The sequence below is a fragment of the Erwinia endophytica genome, assembly GCF_009295515.1.
In the GTDB taxonomy this organism is placed as follows: Bacteria; Pseudomonadota; Gammaproteobacteria; order Enterobacterales; family Enterobacteriaceae; genus Erwinia; species Erwinia endophytica.
Map to the genome: position 1 here is coordinate 1 of NZ_RQVV01000056.1, position 17,150 is coordinate 17,150.

The window sequence follows — 17,150 nt, forward strand, 5'->3', positions numbered from 1 at the left end:
TCGCTGCAAACTATCGCAGTGGCAAAAATGATACGGCTCAAAACGATGTTACTAGTTAAGTGTCGGCTTAATTATTGGGGGCAGGTCACGGCGGCAAGCTGTACTGGAGATATTGCAATCTGGAGGCCGTTATTCATAATTTATCCAGTAAGAACAATTATTTATTGATAGTCAATAATTCTACTGCGTTACGTAAAAAGTGTTGTCGCCTGACAATCATGGTTCTGTTATCCCCTCTCAATCATCGAAACCTCGCCAACCAGTTGCCTTGTGCAAGGCAACGTTTGTATCCCTGTACAACTTCATTAGCTGCCAGGCTCGGTTCTGCTAATTATGAACCCGTTCTTGCAGTAAAGATCGCAGTGCCTGCAAGTTAGCGGAGCGGGTGTTTTTCTTCCACCATAGCCAGATTTGCGTTGATTGAAAGTTTCCCTTAAGCGGCCAGATACTGAGGTTGTGTTGGGCACCAGGAATGGTAGCCAGAATGCTTTGCGGCGCTAATGCCAATCCGGCTCCAGCACTGACACATCCCAACATACCATGATAGGACTCCATTTCGGATATTTTGCCAGGACGGACATTTTCAGCTTCGAACCACGATTCAAAATAGCGGCGATAGGAGCAGACTCTGCGAAATGCATAGAGTTGTGCGCCAGCGACATCTTTCGCGCAGGTGATTGGCGGATGGTTTTTCGCTGCAACCACCATCATCTGTTCCGTCCACAATGGCATCCCCTCCAGTAAAGGATGCGGTATCGGTCCATCAATAAACGCGGCAGTCAGGCGTCCTTCCAGTAAACCATTGACCATATCGTCTGAGGCGCCGGTAGAGAAATCCAATTCGACATGTGGGTAACGTTGATGATAAGCCGCCAGGATATCGGGAGCCCTGACCGCTGCGGTGCTCAGTATGGCCCCCAGGCTGAAGCTTCCTTTGGGTTCCGAACTGACCACGGCTTCGCGGGCTTCATCCAGAGTCATAAGAACTTTTTCAGCATACTCCAGAAAAATTTTGCCTTGCTCTGAGAGATGCAACCGTAGTTTTTCACGAATGAACAGATCAGTCCCCAGTTCATTCTCAAGCTGTTTGAGTCGGGTGGATATATTGGATGGTACCCGGTGCAGAACCTTTGCCGCCTGGCTAATTGATCCTTCACGCGCAACGCTGCAAAAAACTTTTAATTGACTGATGTCCAAACCATCTCCTGGAGAGAATGTTACCTTCTCAATTATTCACTATTCAAAATGTTCCCACATTCTTAGATTAAAACGGTGGATTTTTCAACATGCAAACGCAGGAAAGCACCGGGATGAAGGATGGTGTCACTTTGAAGGTTGAGAACCTTAATGTCAGTAACCCTCGTCGTTTCCGCCAATCCATTAAATGGCGGATGACTCGTCAGCTATGTCTTTAGTGTGCGAGACCATGGGCTGCGGATATTCGATGATTTATCTTCGGTAGAATTATGGGGACGGTAATTCAGTCATCAGTGATATGCGAAATTTTCAAAAAAATAGCGCAAATGATTGGCCGAAACAGATAAAGAGATCGGCAACACGATAATGGCTGAGCATCAGGACGAGAATGGATTGGTCAGTGGGTGTTGTTATTTTTTCTTACATGTGTTTTTTGACATGGTAACTGTCAGGGAAAGTTAAATTTTATTGAATGAACTTTGATTTATAAGAAATTAGTATTGTTTAAAATAATAGCACTTATGGATAATTGATTACTATAAACTCAAGATCGTATTTTTATTTTTCTAATTTTTTATTCATTATCGTTTGGGATGGTGGATTATATTTCATGAGCATTATGCTCTAAATGAATTTAAGAGGGTGGAATGAAAAGGCAACCTGTCAAAGCCTCAATGGCTTCATTTATCGGAACAATGGTTGAATGGTATGACTATTATATTTATGGTACCGCGTCGGCATTAATATTTGGAGCAATATTTTTCCCCTCTGATAATGAGTTTATCAGTACTATTTCATCGTTTGCGACTTTTGCCGTCGGTTTCCTTGCGCGTCCGTTAGGCGCTGTGCTTTTTGGCGGTTTGGGGGATAAAGTCGGCCGTAAAAAATCTTTGCTGATTACTATTTCTATGATGGGGATATCGACATTTCTAATTGGGTTACTACCAGGTTATGCATCCATTGGTATTTGGGCACCCATTTTATTAATCCTGCTCCGATTAATCCAGGGGCTTGCCGTGGGGGGAGAATGGGGCGGTGCTGTACTGATTGCTGGTGAACATGCTGAAAAAGGAAATCGAACCTTTATGGCATCGTTTGCTCAGTTGGGTAGTCCCGCGGGTCTGATTATTTCAATACTCATATTCAAAGTCATTACCGGTTTTGATAATGAATTTATCATGACGATTGGTTGGCGTATTCCATTCCTGTTAAGTATTGTTATGCTTGCTATTGGTTTGTTTATACGTTTGGGCATTAATGAATCACCTGATTTTACTGAAGTAAAAGAGAAAAATGAATTGTCAGATAAACCGGCGAAAGAAGTCTGGCTCCGCCAACCTAAAATTTTAATTGTGACAATTTTCAGTAATGCATTGGGTATCGCCGGTTCATACTTTATTAATACCTTCATGCTATCGTATTGTGTACAAACGTTGAAACTTGAAAAAGAAACGATTCTAAGTTGTCTGTTTATTGCCGCTATCGTTCAATTTTTAATGCAACCGGTCAGCGCATGGGCATCTAAGTTCATTGGTGCGGGTAGAATGTTGCTGATCAGTTCATTCGCCGGAGTCGTGGTACCTTATGCCATGTTCAGTTTAGTTGATACACGAGACTACCATTATATAACGCTGGGTATGAGCCTGGGGATGATCGCAATGTGTAGTTTCTATGCGGTCATTGCAGGATATTTATCAGGAATATTCCCCACGCGCTATCGCTACACGGGGATTTCTATCTCTTACCAATTCGCTGGCGCAGTTTTTGGTGGGTTTACTCCAATGGTAGGCGCGCTTCTTTCCCATAACATACCGGGTAGCTGGATGCCGTTGGCCATATTTTTCTCAGTCATCTCGCTCTGTTCATTCTTATCGGTACTGTACCTGGAAACGCATAAAAATCTCTTTGAGGGGGCGGAATGATTGGTTATTTGTCAGAACTTGACTGTCGACCTGGTGATAAACTGGATGTGATGGTGAGCAGTGATGCCGCTGAGGTCAGCATTGATCTTGTCAGGTTAATTAATGGCGATGATCGCCCTGAAGCGCCAGGGCTGCGGTATCAAATCATTGAGAATGTTCCTCAGCAAATTATAAAACCTCAGTTGCATAAAACGGCTATCGGCTCTTATGGACATTGTGCAGTTGATGTCGCGTTTAAGGGGGCCTTAAATTTTGTTTGTGAATTATATCCCACGTTGTCAAAAAATGATGTGGAACAAGGAATATTTTGGCTGCCTGGTCTGGATGTTCGCTTATCGATCAATAATCATTCTCGCTTAATGTTAGTATTAAGAGATAATGTTTTGCTCGAAAGTGATACGTTGGATTTTCATCAGTGGATAAATATCAACGTTACTCTCAGTGAGGAAAAAATCACTCTTATTTTAGACGGTAATACGGTAACGGAGAAAATTTTTACCGGTAATGGGGTGGTATTAAAGGGTTACAGTCATATTATCATTGCTGCGGCAGGCGGTGCGCCAGATGATGGACGTTTTATTCCTTCGGGGATCTTTAACGGGAAAATCTCTAATCCACAATTTTCGAGTGGTAATGTACTGATCGCCGGATGGGATTTCTCAACAAACATCAAAGGCCAGTTTGTTCCGGCGATGACGGCAAGCCAATGCCAGAATCGACTGGATTTAATCAATGCCCCGCAGCGGGCAGTCACAGGCCCGCAATGGAAAGCGAAATGTTATGACTGGACGCAGGTTCCAGAGCAATATAACGCGATTCATTTTCATGATGATGATCTGTCAGATGCATGTTGGCCCGTCGCAGCGACCCTGGTTATTCCTGAAGATCTTGCAAGTGGTATTTATGCGGTTCGGCTTCATGCGGAAGATTTACGTGATGATTTAATCCCGATCATTATTACGCCTGGCAAGGTGGTTGATCAAAAGCCAGTTTTGCTTGTGTTGCCAACCTATACCTATATGGCTTATGCCAATGAGCGACTGACTGAAGGGGATTACAATAAAACCAGTAAATTACCGCTTAATCGTGGGGTATGTGAAGATCTGTTGACCAAAAATCCTGAGTGGGGAAAAAGCGTTTATGATCGCCATAATGATGGCTCTGGAGTTGCTTATACCTCTTCTCGCCGTCCGATCCCCAACTATCGTCCTGATTATCAATTCTGGGGGTTTAGTGGCCCTCGTCGTTTTCCAATTGATTTATATATTGTCTGGTTTTTAACCACGTTTGGTTATGAATTTGATGTTATCTCTGAGCACTATTTAGATGCCGTTGGAAGTAAGGCCTTTGATGGATATAAAGCCGTGCTAAGTGGATGCCAGCCGGAATATTGCAGTGAAAAGATGCTTGATGCCTGGCAGGATTATTACCATTCAGGCGGTAATCTGATGTATCTGGGAGGTGATGGTTTTTATTGGGTTACCACCGGTTTCAGTGATGCGCCCTATTTACTTGAAGTACGCAAATCGGAAGGATTCAGACATTGGGAATGTGAGCCGGGTGAACGATATCATGCATCAACCGGTGAATTAGGCGGATTATGGCGCACCCGTGGCCGTAGCGCCCATAAACTTTTTGGCGTAGGTATTGGCGGTGCCGGCTGGGATGAGACTACGCCTGGATTCACTCGCAGCGCGGTGTCATACCAGGATAAATATGCCTGGATCTTTAAGGATATCAGGCAGTCCGTTATTGGTGACTTCGGTTTAATTATGAATGGTACGAGTGGTGATGAAATCGACCGCGTAGACTACAGACTGGGTACACCCAAGTCCACGGTTATTCTGGCCTCTGCTATTGGACATAGTGAGTGGTTTGTAACCATACCAGAAGACATTATGAAAGTTTCTAACCGTCTGAATGCGACATATAATCCGGGGGTCCGGTCCGATATGGTGATGATTGGCGAACCCGGCCATGGTTGTGTTTTCTCCGTGGGATCTATTACTTTCTGCGGTGGGTTACCGGTAAATAATGGTGATAATAATGTCGCACAGTTAATAAGAAATTTATTGGATGGCTTCATAAATACCCCGATTTTGGGCAGTCAATAGGGAGGGTGTGTTGGGTAAGGTCTCTGTTGAGAACGTTGTATCTGCTCAGCAAGGCTGTCGCGCTGTGGCGTTTATTTTATCTGCAAGGGCGGTTCAATATCGCTTTCTTGACCGAGCGTGAGCCGCTGGAGTGAACCGGTTAAAACAGACAGATGCACTGTTTAAATTGCAGGCGAAAAAAATTTCGTCATTCAGACTTGAAATGTATCAAACCGTTCTTATCTGGATGAGCAGGTCAAGCTGACAACGCTCCCACGTGAACTTTTGAATATATGGGATAATTCAGGAGATAAATCATGGCGCTTAGAAAATTGTCATTTTTCCCCAGTTTTGTTGACTCTGGTGTTGCAGACCGTTTCAATCGATTTGATCGCCTCCTTAGTCAGATCTCTGACGATGAAAAGCGGGTCTCTCCCCCTTCTTATGATATTCGTCAGTGTGATGACACGCATTACCATTTAACGATTAGTGTACCGGGCTGGTCAGAAGATGATTTGGAAATCGAAACGGTGGGTGGACAGCTGACCATTAATGGTAAAAAAGGGACTGAAGAGAAGGATGATGAGGATAAATGGATACACCGGGGAATTAATCGCTCTGATTTCCAGTTAACTTATTCTCTTCCAGAGAATGTAAAGGTTACGGGAGCCCGGCTTGAACGTGGCTTATTGACGATCCATCTTTATCATGAAATACCTGAGAGTGAGAAACCGAAGAAAATCAGTATTGATATTCGTAAGGATGCAGTAGCGACTGAAAGGGAGGTGATTGAGCATCACGCTGATGAGTTGAATTAATCCAATCGTCCATATCCTGACAACATTAAATAGCCCCGATTTTCATCGGGGTTATTTAATGTCACCAATCGGTGGCGCGTTGGCGTTGTTCAAAGAATGCGGTTTTTTTCTCAGCATGGTAGGAATAATCTGATCGCGAATCTGAAGAGGACAGGATATTTATGGGTAAAAGCCCGCAAAGCGGGCAGTGCTGAAGGGCTATCGAACAAATTGTATGCAGAACCAGACTACAATAATCATTGGTGCTATTAAACTCCAATGTTTCTGAGATATTTCTGAGTTTTGCCTTTTTGTACCCATTCATCCGCCATACTTCAGCTTATTCGGATATTACTTCAGTCCACTTTGCCTGTAGTTTGGTTACGCTTGTCGGTGCCTGAGTTGATGCTGCGGTGTTCTGTATCCAATAAGGCGTGGGAATATTAAAGGAGCAGGGCGTTTTCAATTGAGAACGGCCACGCTTCAGATTATGGTGGCTCGTTCTCGCTGACGGATATGGCTCAGGTACCTGGCATCCAGGCACCGCTGGCGATAAACCAGACCAGTAGTACAACACCCGCAATACCGACCGCAGCCGGGAACAAATAGCCAATTTTCATCTTTTGCTCCTGCAATGAGGTTAATCTGCAGCTTACCAAGGGTAGCGGCTATCCGTCATCATAAAGAAAACCGCGATTAAAGCCAGAATAATCAACATTGCTGGTATAATCAGGTATTTCACTTTATCCCCCCAATTCGTGATTGTGCCACTTATCTTATTACAAGATATCGAAAATGCTTAAACAAGTCAGCTCGATATCGTTTTCGTTGTTGTCCATCGCTTCATCCCCTGGATACCGATACCTCGGCCCTGTTCAGCCTGCCGGGATTTGCCTGGCTATCGGGCTGCTGTTATTCTGTCGGCCTTTCTTGTTTTATCCGTATTACTACGCGGTGCTCTACTGGACGATTAATGATCTGGCTGATGTTCCTGACCCTGGCGGTGGTTTTTTTTATTGGTTTTCGCGTGATTAATTCGCAGACACGCCGGGCTTCACGTGCTTTAACGAAGCGGCTGAACCTTGAACCGGTTTGGGTAGAATCGTTGATTAACCTGATGGGGCGCACGGCAGGAGAAGAGTTTGTCGCTTATCTGGCGCGGGATACCGAAGCGCATTTGAGCAATGCAGCCAGTGTATTATTGATTTATCAGGTATTCATCGTTGATGAATCAGAAGAAAACATGGCTTTTTGGCGTGATGTGTTGCGCAAAGCTTATTTCCCGACGGAGATCTCCAGTGAGCATGTCCGCCTTGCTTTGGTTTTTTTGAGAGAACTGGAACCCGATGCGCAGGAAATGCATGCTTTTCGCTTACGCTATAATGTTCGTTTCTCTGCTTCTGAAGATCTTCATTGCGCTGAAGTCAGCAATGTCTATTCCATTCACTCGTGTGTGAATCGTCACTAAATCGTTCACTCTTTTTCTCTTCTGCGGGGCGCTATTACCAGAATTTCTGGCCGTTTTGCATTTTTCCGACTATACCCATCATTGGCTACATTCGATCAGCAGAGTCACTTAGTTGAACATGTTGCTCATCAGGCTCCCTTTTCTGTCTCTGCTGCTTTCCTGCAATCTGCCGTATTTTTAGCATGATTTGATTGAAAAGTAACCTTCTTATAACTAATTGATATTAGTGCGAGTTTTTTTTAAATTAAAAATCCGGAATTAGGCGATTTTTTCAAATTTGTTTCCTGATTTTACTATTACTTAGTGAAATTATTTCCGGATGATTGCAGGGAAGAACGGCTCTAAACCAGCACAAAAACAGGGGGTATATACTATTGTTAATCATAAATGGTATTTTATCATTTGTTTTTTTAAGTGTATCTAACATGATAAATGCTTAACTATAAATATTTTTATTTAAATATTTACATTTTGAATTGTCACCATCCATAGAATTACCCAAAGATTCACCAATAACTATATCTATTAACTCAAATTACATTTTATTATCATGTGAGAGTCGTAATGTTATGCTCCTTCAAAAAGCAACTACTCGCCGTAAGTTTTTATTAGGATCGCTGTTGGCATTACCACTCAGCGATATGGTACTCAGGGGACTAACGGCAGCGCAGGCTGCTGAAATGGCTGCGCCTGACCTGGCTGATTACAAACCCATCTTTTTTTCCGCCAATGAATGGCAATTTATCATGGCTGCCTGTGATCGTTTGATCCCGGCTGGCGGCAAAGGTAAGGCGCCAGGCGCGTTAGAGACTAATGTGCCGATTTTCATTGATCAGCAGATGCATGGCGATTTCGGTGAAGAAATCTTCTTGCAGGGACCGTTCAATGTTAATGCTCCAGCCACTATGGGGTATCAGATCCCATTCCGCCCCCAACAGATCTATAAAACAGGTATCAAGCTGATCGAAGGCTGGTGCCAGACTCATCATCAGAAATCGTTTCATGAACTTTCAGATGCGGATAAAGATGCCGTACTGACTCAGGTTCAGAAGAACACCATCAACTTCAGTGAATTAGGTGAAAGCTCTCTGAAAGGATCGCAGTTTTTCAGCGAACTTCTCTCGGATACCAAACATGGCTACCTTGCTGATCCGATGTATGGCGGCAACAAAGGGATGAAAGCGTGGATTGCGATTGGTTTCCCAGGTGCGCGCGCCAGCTACACCGAATGGGTTAAGCAGCACAACATTCCGTATCCGCTTGGTCCGGTAAGCATCAAGGGCGAACGCGCCTGAGTGCGCTCCTATACATTTTCTGAAGATTGCAGGATTTAAGATGGCAACTGTAAATAAAGAAGAAGTCGACGTTGTGGTCGTTGGCCTGGGTTGGGCCGGGTCGATAATGAGTATTGAGCTGGCTATGGCTGGCCTGAAAGTGCGAGCGCTTGAGCGTGGCGGTGACCGCTCTTATGACGATTTTCTCTACCCAAAACCGGCGGATGAATATGCCTACGGTGTGCGTAACAAAGTGATGGCGACACCGGCGGAGGCGGCAGTCACCGTTCGCTATAACATGAGTGAGACAGCGCTCCCAACGCGTAAATGGGGGGCTTTCGCACCGGGAACGGGCGTTGGTGGTTCAGGTTTGCACTGGACAGCGGTATTGATACGTCCGACACCGACGGATCTGAAACTGAAAACCTACGCAGATCAGGCCTATAAGCCGGGTATTCTGCAGGACGATATGCGCATCAAAGACTTCCCGCTCACCTGGGATGAAATTGAGCCGTATTACACCAAGTTTGAGCACATTTGCGGACAGTCCGGTAATACCGGTAATTTGCGTGGTCAGATTATGGAAGGCGGCGACCCATTTGAAGGACCGCGTTCTGAGCCGTTTCCCTTGCCAGCACTGGAAGATACGTTGAATACCACCATGTTTTCTGCGGTGGCGAAGAAGCTGGGGTATCACCCGTTCCCGAACCCGTCAGCCTGCGTTTCCCGAGCCTGGACCAATCCTTACGGCAACCAGATTGCACCGTGTAACTACTGCGGTTTTTGCAGTAAATACCCGTGTCTGAACTATTCAAAAGCTTCACCACAAACCGCGGTGATGGATGCCTTGAAACGCATGGATAACTTCTCTTACGAAGTGCATGCCAATGTGATGAAAGTGGTGCTGCATGACGACAAGAAAACCGCCAAAGGCGTAATCTATATCGATGCACAGGGTAACGAATGTTTTCAGCCAGCGAAAATCGTGATTCTGAGCAGCTTCCAGTTCTGTAACGTCCGTCTGATGCTGCTGTCCGGTATTGGCAAGCCTTATAATCCGATAACGGAAGAAGGGGTGGTGGGACGTAACTATGCTTTCCTGAGTAATGGTAGCGCGACGCTGTTTTTCAAAGATAAAAACTTCAATCCTTTTGCGACGGCGGGGGCGACCGGACAGATGTTTAACGACATCTCGCCAGGCAACTTTGATGGTCCGTCACTGGGTTTTATCGGTGGCGCAAAAATTCACAGTTCCCAGGCGACCGGCACGCCAATTGCTGCTTCGTTACCGAAAAGCACACCAGCCTGGGGAACCGGCTGGAAAGAAGGCCTGGAAGAGTGGTACGGCCATTCGATGAAGATCAGTATCACCACCTCCTGTCAATCTTATCGTGATATCTATCTTGACCTGGATCCGAACTACAAAGATGAGCATGGCTATCCGCTGCTGCGCATGACCTTTGACTGGAAACAGAACGAACTCAAGCTCCAGCAGTATCTAAAGGGTATCGTGAGAAATATTACCCAGGAGCTCAATCCGGATAGCGTCACTGAAAGTTTCCTGCCGATGGATGCGCATTTTGACCTGACTAAATACGTATCAACCCACAATGTTGGTGGCGCGATAATGGGCGATGATCCAAAAACATCAGCATTGAACAAGTACTTGCAGAGCTGGGATGTGCATAACGTCTTTGTGCCAGGAGGAAATGCATTCCCGCAGAACTTCCAGGCGAACCCGACGGATACTATCGGCGCATTGTCGCTGATGGCAGCGAAGGCCATCAAAGATATTTATCTTAAAAATCCCGGCCCACTGGTACAGGCATAAGCGATATGAAGATGATGAAACTGAAGAGTTTTTTAATCGCCAACACAATGCTGCTGAGCGCGGGTTATATGTTGTCGGCGCAGGCCGATGATAGCAATGATGCGGCCTTACTGAAGCAGGGGGAGTACATCTCCCGGTTGGGCGACTGTGGTGCCTGTCACTCGATCCCAGGGAAACCGGCGTTTTCTGGCGGTCTGGCGATTGAGTCGAGCCTGGGCACGATCTATTCGACCAATATTACTCCAGATAAAGATCACGGTATTGGCAACTACAGTGAGCAGCAATTCTCTGATGCAGTACGCAAAGGGGTGCTGCCGGACGGTACACGTTTGTACCCGGCGATGCCGTATCCTGATTATGCCAAAATCAGTGATCAGGATATGCATGCGCTCTATACCTGGTTCATGAAGGGCGTACAGCCGAGTGCGGAAACGCCGACAAAAACCGATCTCAGTTTCCCATTTAACCAGCGCTGGGGCATGCGTTTCTGGAACCTGGCGTTCACTTCTGACCGGCCATTCCAACCCATCGGCGGTGCGTCCGCAGAAGTGAATCGCGGGGCTTATCTGGTTGAAAGCCTGGGACACTGCGGCAGTTGTCATACGTCTCGTGGCCTGGCGATGAACGAAAAAGCGCTCGATAGCAGCGATAATAAATTCCTCTCGGGGGGGAGTCTGAATGGTTGGGAAGTGCCTTCCCTGCGTGGTCTGCCTCACTGGACGGAACCGGAAATTGTCGACTATCTGGCGACAGGCCGTAATGACAAGGCAGCGGTAGGCGGTGAGATGACGTCAGTCATCGAGCACAGCACCTCTTACATGACTGAGGCTGATCTGAAAGCAATCGCTGCTTATTTGAAGTTCCTGGGCGGTAATCAACCTGTGCCTGTGGCAGAGGATAACGCGGTCAGTGCCACCGAGGCTAAACTGACCAGTGCGAAGGATCTCACCACTGGCGAACGTCTGTATCTGGATAATTGTGGAGCCTGTCACTTTGTGACCGGTAAAGGCGCGCCTGGCGTATTCCCACAACTGGATCAGGCCACCATTGTGAATGCGGGTGACCCGACCGGGTTGATTCATACCATTCTGGCCGGGGCACAACAGCCTTCTACCGCCAAATCCCCTTCGACACTGGTCATGCCGGGTTTCAAATCGCGTCTGAGCGATGATGAGGTGGCACAATTGGCGACCTTTATCCGCCAGGGCTGGAGCAACAAGGCTTCAGCGGTGACGGCGGATCAGGTTGCGAAGGTCCGAAAAACCCTGAAATAGTCCGTTGTCATGTTATCGTTTTTCTGAAGAGAGAGGTTCTTACCTCTCTCTTTTTTTTGTTCACTGACGGCGGTAAGTATCAGGATTGTTATCACTCCCTTGAGGATGCTTCAAGGGAGGATGGTGTGGTATTGGCTGGTGTGTTCATTGGGGACGGTGGAAGGGCGCTTGAGACCATGTGCCATGACTTAACATAAAACTTTCCTGTCGAAAAGATCCTTAATTTACTCATAGTGTTAAGAATGCGATAAGTTGAGGTAAAGTACGGTAATATTGGCGGTTTTAAGATATTTGGCGATATTTTTGTGATTCCTGTTGACCAATAGTATTTGCTAACGGCGCAACATAAGCCGTTAGCAAATTGAGGATATCACCATGAAAAAAACAACTCTGACACTTCTAATGACTGTTTTCACAGCAAGCTCTTTGTTCTCTACAGTGACTCAGGCTGATGGCCCTCCGGGACAGACATGGCACCAGCAGGGTGGGCAGGGTGGTTCAAATGGACACGGTGGCCCAGACGGACACGGTGGGCAGGGTGGTTCAAATGGACACGGTGGCCCGGATGGACACGGTGGGCAGGGTGGTCCAGGTGGACATGGCGGCCCAGACGGACATGGTGGTCATGGCGACCATGGGCATGATAACCAGGGGGCGAATCGCCATTTTGACGAGCGAGATCATTTTGCCTGGCAGGGACATGATTTCCGTCGTGGTGAACCGCTGCCACCTAATTTCCGCGACGATAATTACCGTGTCGATGACTGGCGGAATCGCGGTCTGGCTGAACCTCCTCACGGAGAACACTGGGCGTATATTGACGGCAACTATGTCCTGATTGCGGCGGCGACAGGCGTGATCACCTCCATTCTGCTCAATAATGCTTTCCATCATTAATCCCTTTAAGGCTGGCGCTAACGTGCCAGCCTGTTCCCAGCCCAGGGCCGAGAATGGCTGACAAACAGCTGCGTTTTGACGGTGAATTGCAGAATGCGAAAAACGCGGTAAACAAAAGATAAGATTGGATAACTTACCTGAACCAGATAATGAACAGTAAAAAAGGGCTGATCCTGTACGGGCCAGCCCTTCATTTTTCCGATAATTATTAATGATGCGCGATAACGGACGTAATCACCCCTGTGGCGACGGAGATCAACACGTAGTTGCCGTCAACGTTCTGCCAACGATGATCGGCAGGTGGTTGCTGCAGACCACGCTGTTGCCAGTCATTGACCTGGTAGCCTGTGCTACGGTATTTTTCCGGCAATGGGCGACCTTTACGGAAATCCGGGTTCTGCTGTTGATGCTGCGACCGATTACTGCTCAGACCATCTTGTGGCCGGTTGTGGCCCTGTGATTGATTGTCGCGTTGGCCATCTTGTGGTCGGTTGTGGCCTTGTGATCGATTGTCGCGTTGGCCATCTTGTGGTCGGTTGTGGCCCTGTGATCGATTGTCGCGTTGGCCATCTTGTGGTCGGTTGTGGCCTTGTGATCGATTGTCGCGTTGGCCACCTTGTTGCTGGTTGCGCCCCTGCGACTGGTTGCCGCGTTGGTCACCTTGTTGCTGGTTGCGCCCCTGCGACGGGTTGTTGTGTTGTCCGTTTTGCTGTTGACCAGCAGCATGCTGTTCATTCTGTGATGGACGTTTGATCGATTGTTGTTGTTGATCGTCAGAACTTTGCTGTGGGCCTTCGGCAAAAGCGCTGAGACCGGTGGTGGCAAACAGCAGCGTGGAAAACGCAATAATTCCTGATTTTTTCATTTTTCTTCCCTATGGTGTGGATCTGTCATTTTGTTGACAAGTCTAATTTGGGGGGCCGTGAGGAGCAGGACAAGTTCAATAATCTGAAGAAGCGCTTTATTAATGATAAATTTACGCTTTCCTTGCAAAATACTGCGACTTCCTCTCACCGTTAGAAGGGCGTTTCCACTACGCCTCCATCAACCCGCAGTGCGGCACCGGTGGTTGCTGAAGTAGAGTGGGGAACAGATATAGACCACCATGTTACTGACTTCTTCTACGCTGGCGGCCCGTTGAATAATGGACGTCGGCCGGTTTGCCTTCACAAAATTCACGCTGAGTTCTTCCAGGTTTGCCCCCTGCGCCAGCTCTTCCTGAAAGAAGTGGGCAAAATCATCTGAAAGCGTTGGACCAGGCAATACAGCATTCACGGTTAGCCGCTCAGAGCGTCCGTGATGGGCAGTTGAAGGTGATCATTTTATCCTGTGGCGCATTAATAACACAGAAGCGGTGGTCGGAAAGGCGCTGAGCCAGCCATCCCTCGCGGGTCACTGCGGAAGGGATATACTGTTGCCGGTCAGCAGACTGAAGAGGACCACTTTCCAGCCGTTGATCGGCCAGTATCACGCTAAAAGAGCTAAAACGGTCAACTATTCTGCCTTCAATCTTACCTTGTGGCTGACCTGAGAGCGTTTGCACGTATCCTGCACAGAGCATCCCTTTCTCCCTGGTCGAGCAGGCGCTTAGCAATAAGGTCATCATCACGAGTAATGTCAATTTCGATGCAAGAGAAGGGGAGGATTGTGCCGATTTTTTGCTGTCCTGCCAGAGCATAGGATGTCCTTATTGTTTAGGGTGGATCTAAGTATAGACGGGAATGCAGCAAGTTTATCTGATAACAAATCTTTGACAAAAGCCCCTGAGAATAGCGGTGTGTCGTTATGTTTTGCAGGCAATGTAGCTAAAACATTATCATTTTGTGTCTTTCGACTGAATCAATTCAGCTGAATTGATAACAGCAGTTCGCAAATGAATTATTGGATGTTACAATCCCTGCCACTTTTGCTACTTTCTCCTGAGTATCCAGCAGGAAATCGCTATTTTCTTCGACTGAAAATGAAATAACCTTGTTTTTATCGTGGAAATGAAGTCGCTAATATCGAGACGGTTTGTATACTTTTTCTGCGATGATGTATTTGTGCTTCTCAACGCAACGTCCAGACGAAATGAGGCATGATTTACCGGGCGTCAGGCGGGGAAGTAACTGGCGGTTAACTTTATTAATCGAACTGATCCTGTGAACAATAAAACCTCAGCTTTTGTTTTGACACCGCTGTTTTTCTTGCAGCCTGAACTCAGTTACGCACAGTCAGCGCCCCCCCCGGCCAGCGAGGTTCCTTCTTCGGCGCAGGATGGATCGTTAATCGTAATTAAGCAGCGCAGAGGCTTGTCTGAGCTGGATACTCCCGCTGCCGTCAGTGTGGTTGGTGGGCAGGGCCTGCGCAACAGTACGCCGCAGGTTAACCTGTCGGAATCGCTGGGCAGCGTGCCGGGTTTGCAGATTCAGAACCGCCAAAATTATGCGCAGGATCTGCAACTCTCGGTTCGGGGTTTTGGTAGTCGGGCAATGTATGGGGTTCGCGGCGTTCGCGTTTATGTTGATGGTATTCCTGCCACCATGCCTGACGGGCAGGGGCAGACCTCCAATATCGATATCAATTCGATTGATAAAGTAGAAGTGTTGCGCGGGCCATACTCCGCCCTTTATGGCAATGCCTCAGGCGGTGTGGTCAATATTGATACCGAAACGGGCAGCCAGCCTACCACGCTGACTGCCGGTACGTATTACGGCAGCTTCGGTAGCTGGCGCAACAGTGTCAAGGCCTCCGGTGCCACAGGCGATGGCACCCATGCTGGTGATGTAAATTACACTGTTTCCGGCTCGCGCTTTACAACCCATGGCTATCGTGATCACAGCGGCACGCAAAAAAACCTCGGTAACGGTAAGTTGGGCGTGCGTATTGATGACGTTAGTACGCTGACACTGATGCTTAACAGCGTTTCTGTTGATGCTAATGATCCCGGCGGTCTGACCAAATCAGAATGGGAAGCCAATCCGCGGCAGTCCCCGCGTGGTGATAAGTTCAACACCCGTAAGAGTCTGGATCAAACCCAGGTTGGTCTGCGCTACCAGCGCGAAATGAGTGATAAAGATCAGCTCACGTTGACCACCTGGCATGGGGAACGTCACACCACGCAGTATCAGTCGATCCCGGTCAGCGTGCAGCAAAATCCGGCCTATCCTGGCGGGGTGATTGTGCTGGAGCGCAAATATTCCGGTGTGGATACCCACTGGCGGCATGATGATCAATTCGGCGCGGTGCCATTGAGCATCATCGGTGGGCTGGATTATGAAACGATGACCGAACGCCGTCAGGGGTTCCAGAACTATGTAATAAACAACGGCGCTATTGAGCTTGGTGAAAAAGGCGATTTACGCCGGAATGAGAAGAACGTGATGTGGAATCTCGATCCTTACCTGCAGAGCCGTTGGAATCTGACGTCGAAATGGACGCTGGACGCCGGTATGCGTTACAGCACCGTCAGTTTCGACTCCACCGATGACTACATCACTCCAGGCAACGGCGATGACAGCGGCAGTAAACGCTATCACAAAATGTTGCCAATGGGCTCCCTGAACTATGCGGTGACCGATGCCTGGAATGTCTACCTCTCGGCCGGACGCGGTTTTGAAACGCCAACGATCAATGAGCTCTCTTACCGTTCGATCAGCGGCGATGAAACGGGACTGAATCTTGGGTTGAAGCCGTCAACCAGCGACACCGTTGAGCTCGGCAGTAAAACCCGTGTCGGCTACGGTCTGTTCACCGCCGCGTTGTTCCAGACGAATACAGACAATGAACTGGTCGTGGCTGAAAGCAGCAATGGTCGCGCGGTGTATAAAAATGCCGGTAAAACGCGGCGTCGTGGTCTTGAGCTTTCTTTTGATCAGCAGTTTGCTGAAAACTGGCAGATGAAAATGGCCTGGACACTGCTGGATGCAACTTACCGTGATGCAGCCTGTGACGACGAAGGGCGTTGTATTCCAGCGGGCAATCGTCTGCCTGGCGTGGCACGTAATATGGGGTACGCCTCACTGGCATGGGCTCCGGAAGCGGGGTGGCATGCGGGGATGGAAATTCGCTATATGAGCAGCATTGAGGCTGATGACGAGAACGATGCAAAAGCACCGGCTTATACCGTGACTAACCTGAATGGCGGCTATCGTTTTAACTGGAATCAGTGGTCGCTCGATACCTTCGCTCGCGTTGATAATTTGTTCGACAAAGAATACGTCGGCTCGGTGATTGTCAATGAGGGGAACGGACGGTACTACGAGCCGGCGCCGGGCCGTAATTATGGCGTCGGCGCCACGTTGACTTACACCTTCCAGTAAAACAGAGATCCAGAACTGCCTGCCTGAAGACGTAAGCCTGAAGGCAGGCCCAAAACACCGGGATGGATAATCAGTAGGAAACCGGGTGTTTTTTGA

13 protein-coding genes and 1 pseudogene are annotated in these 17,150 nt (G+C 47.7%); 9 read left to right on the forward strand and 5 right to left on the reverse strand.

The window, feature by feature from the left end; all coding sequences use genetic code 11:
* Positions 1–327: 327 nt before the first annotated feature.
* Positions 328–1,197, reverse strand: a complete 870-nt coding sequence (gene ptrR, locus EH228_RS17255; protein ID WP_152322855.1) for a putrescine utilization regulator PtrR — start codon at positions 1,195–1,197, stop codon at positions 328–330.
* A 647-nt stretch (positions 1,198–1,844) separates the two neighbouring features.
* Here ptrR and EH228_RS17260 point away from each other — a divergent pair.
* The 3 genes from EH228_RS17260 (at position 1,845) to EH228_RS17270 (ending at position 6,030) form a co-directional block, all read left to right on the forward strand.
* Entirely contained in the window at positions 1,845–3,119 is a 1,275-nt protein-coding gene (locus tag EH228_RS17260; RefSeq protein WP_152322856.1) for an MFS transporter, read from the forward strand.
* Positions 3,116–5,233: a N,N-dimethylformamidase beta subunit family domain-containing protein gene (locus EH228_RS17265; protein ID WP_152322857.1), complete on the forward strand. Its 2,118-nt coding sequence runs from the start codon at positions 3,116–3,118 to the stop codon at positions 5,231–5,233. Before EH228_RS17260 ends, EH228_RS17265 begins: the two co-directional genes overlap by 4 nt.
* 296 nt (positions 5,234–5,529) lie before the next feature.
* Entirely contained in the window at positions 5,530–6,030 is a 501-nt protein-coding gene (locus EH228_RS17270) for an Hsp20 family protein (RefSeq protein WP_152322858.1), read from the forward strand.
* A 500-nt stretch (positions 6,031–6,530) separates the two neighbouring features.
* Here EH228_RS17270 and EH228_RS17275 read toward each other — a convergent pair whose 3' ends face one another.
* Complete coding sequence (locus EH228_RS17275; RefSeq protein WP_152322859.1) at positions 6,531–6,629, reverse strand: YoaK family small membrane protein; 99 nt, start codon at positions 6,627–6,629, stop codon at positions 6,531–6,533.
* A 353-nt stretch (positions 6,630–6,982) separates the two neighbouring features.
* On the opposite strand from EH228_RS17275, the gene EH228_RS17280 reads away from it, so the two are divergent.
* From EH228_RS17280 to EH228_RS17300, 5 genes are all read left to right on the forward strand, one after another.
* Positions 6,983–7,477: a DUF1198 family protein gene (locus EH228_RS17280; protein ID WP_152322860.1), complete on the forward strand. Its 495-nt coding sequence runs from the start codon at positions 6,983–6,985 to the stop codon at positions 7,475–7,477.
* A gap of 569 nt (positions 7,478–8,046) precedes the next feature.
* Positions 8,047–8,772 carry a gluconate 2-dehydrogenase subunit 3 family protein gene (locus EH228_RS17285; RefSeq protein ID WP_152322862.1) on the forward strand — a complete coding sequence of 242 codons (726 nt, stop codon included), beginning with the start codon at positions 8,047–8,049 and terminating at the stop codon, positions 8,770–8,772.
* A gap of 40 nt (positions 8,773–8,812) precedes the next feature.
* Positions 8,813–10,582, forward strand: a complete 1,770-nt coding sequence (locus EH228_RS17290) for a GMC family oxidoreductase (RefSeq protein WP_152322863.1) — start codon at positions 8,813–8,815, stop codon at positions 10,580–10,582.
* A 5-nt stretch (positions 10,583–10,587) separates the two neighbouring features.
* Positions 10,588–11,856, forward strand: a complete 1,269-nt coding sequence (locus EH228_RS17295; RefSeq protein WP_152322864.1) for a c-type cytochrome — start codon at positions 10,588–10,590, stop codon at positions 11,854–11,856.
* A gap of 375 nt (positions 11,857–12,231) precedes the next feature.
* Entirely contained in the window at positions 12,232–12,753 is a 522-nt protein-coding gene (locus tag EH228_RS17300; protein WP_152322865.1) for an RcnB family protein, read from the forward strand.
* A 208-nt stretch (positions 12,754–12,961) separates the two neighbouring features.
* Here the strand turns inward: EH228_RS17300 and EH228_RS17305 are convergent, their stop codons facing one another.
* From EH228_RS17305 to EH228_RS17315, 3 genes and pseudogenes are all read right to left on the reverse strand, one after another.
* Positions 12,962–13,618 (reverse strand): RcnB family protein, encoded by a 657-nt coding sequence (locus tag EH228_RS17305; RefSeq protein ID WP_152322866.1) that lies wholly within the window; start codon positions 13,616–13,618, stop codon positions 12,962–12,964.
* Between the two features lie 151 nt (positions 13,619–13,769).
* Positions 13,770–14,034: pseudogene (locus EH228_RS20595) on the reverse strand (SDR family oxidoreductase); the annotation flags it as partial.
* Between the two features lie 4 nt (positions 14,035–14,038).
* A complete protein-coding gene (locus tag EH228_RS17315; RefSeq protein WP_420841472.1) occupies positions 14,039–14,359 on the reverse strand; it encodes a hypothetical protein in 321 nt (106 codons plus the stop codon).
* 517 nt (positions 14,360–14,876) lie between these two features.
* On the opposite strand from EH228_RS17315, the gene pqqU reads away from it, so the two are divergent.
* Entirely contained in the window at positions 14,877–17,054 is a 2,178-nt protein-coding gene (pqqU, locus tag EH228_RS17320) for a TonB-dependent receptor PqqU (RefSeq protein ID WP_420841473.1), read from the forward strand.
* Positions 17,055–17,150: the final 96 nt, after the last annotated feature.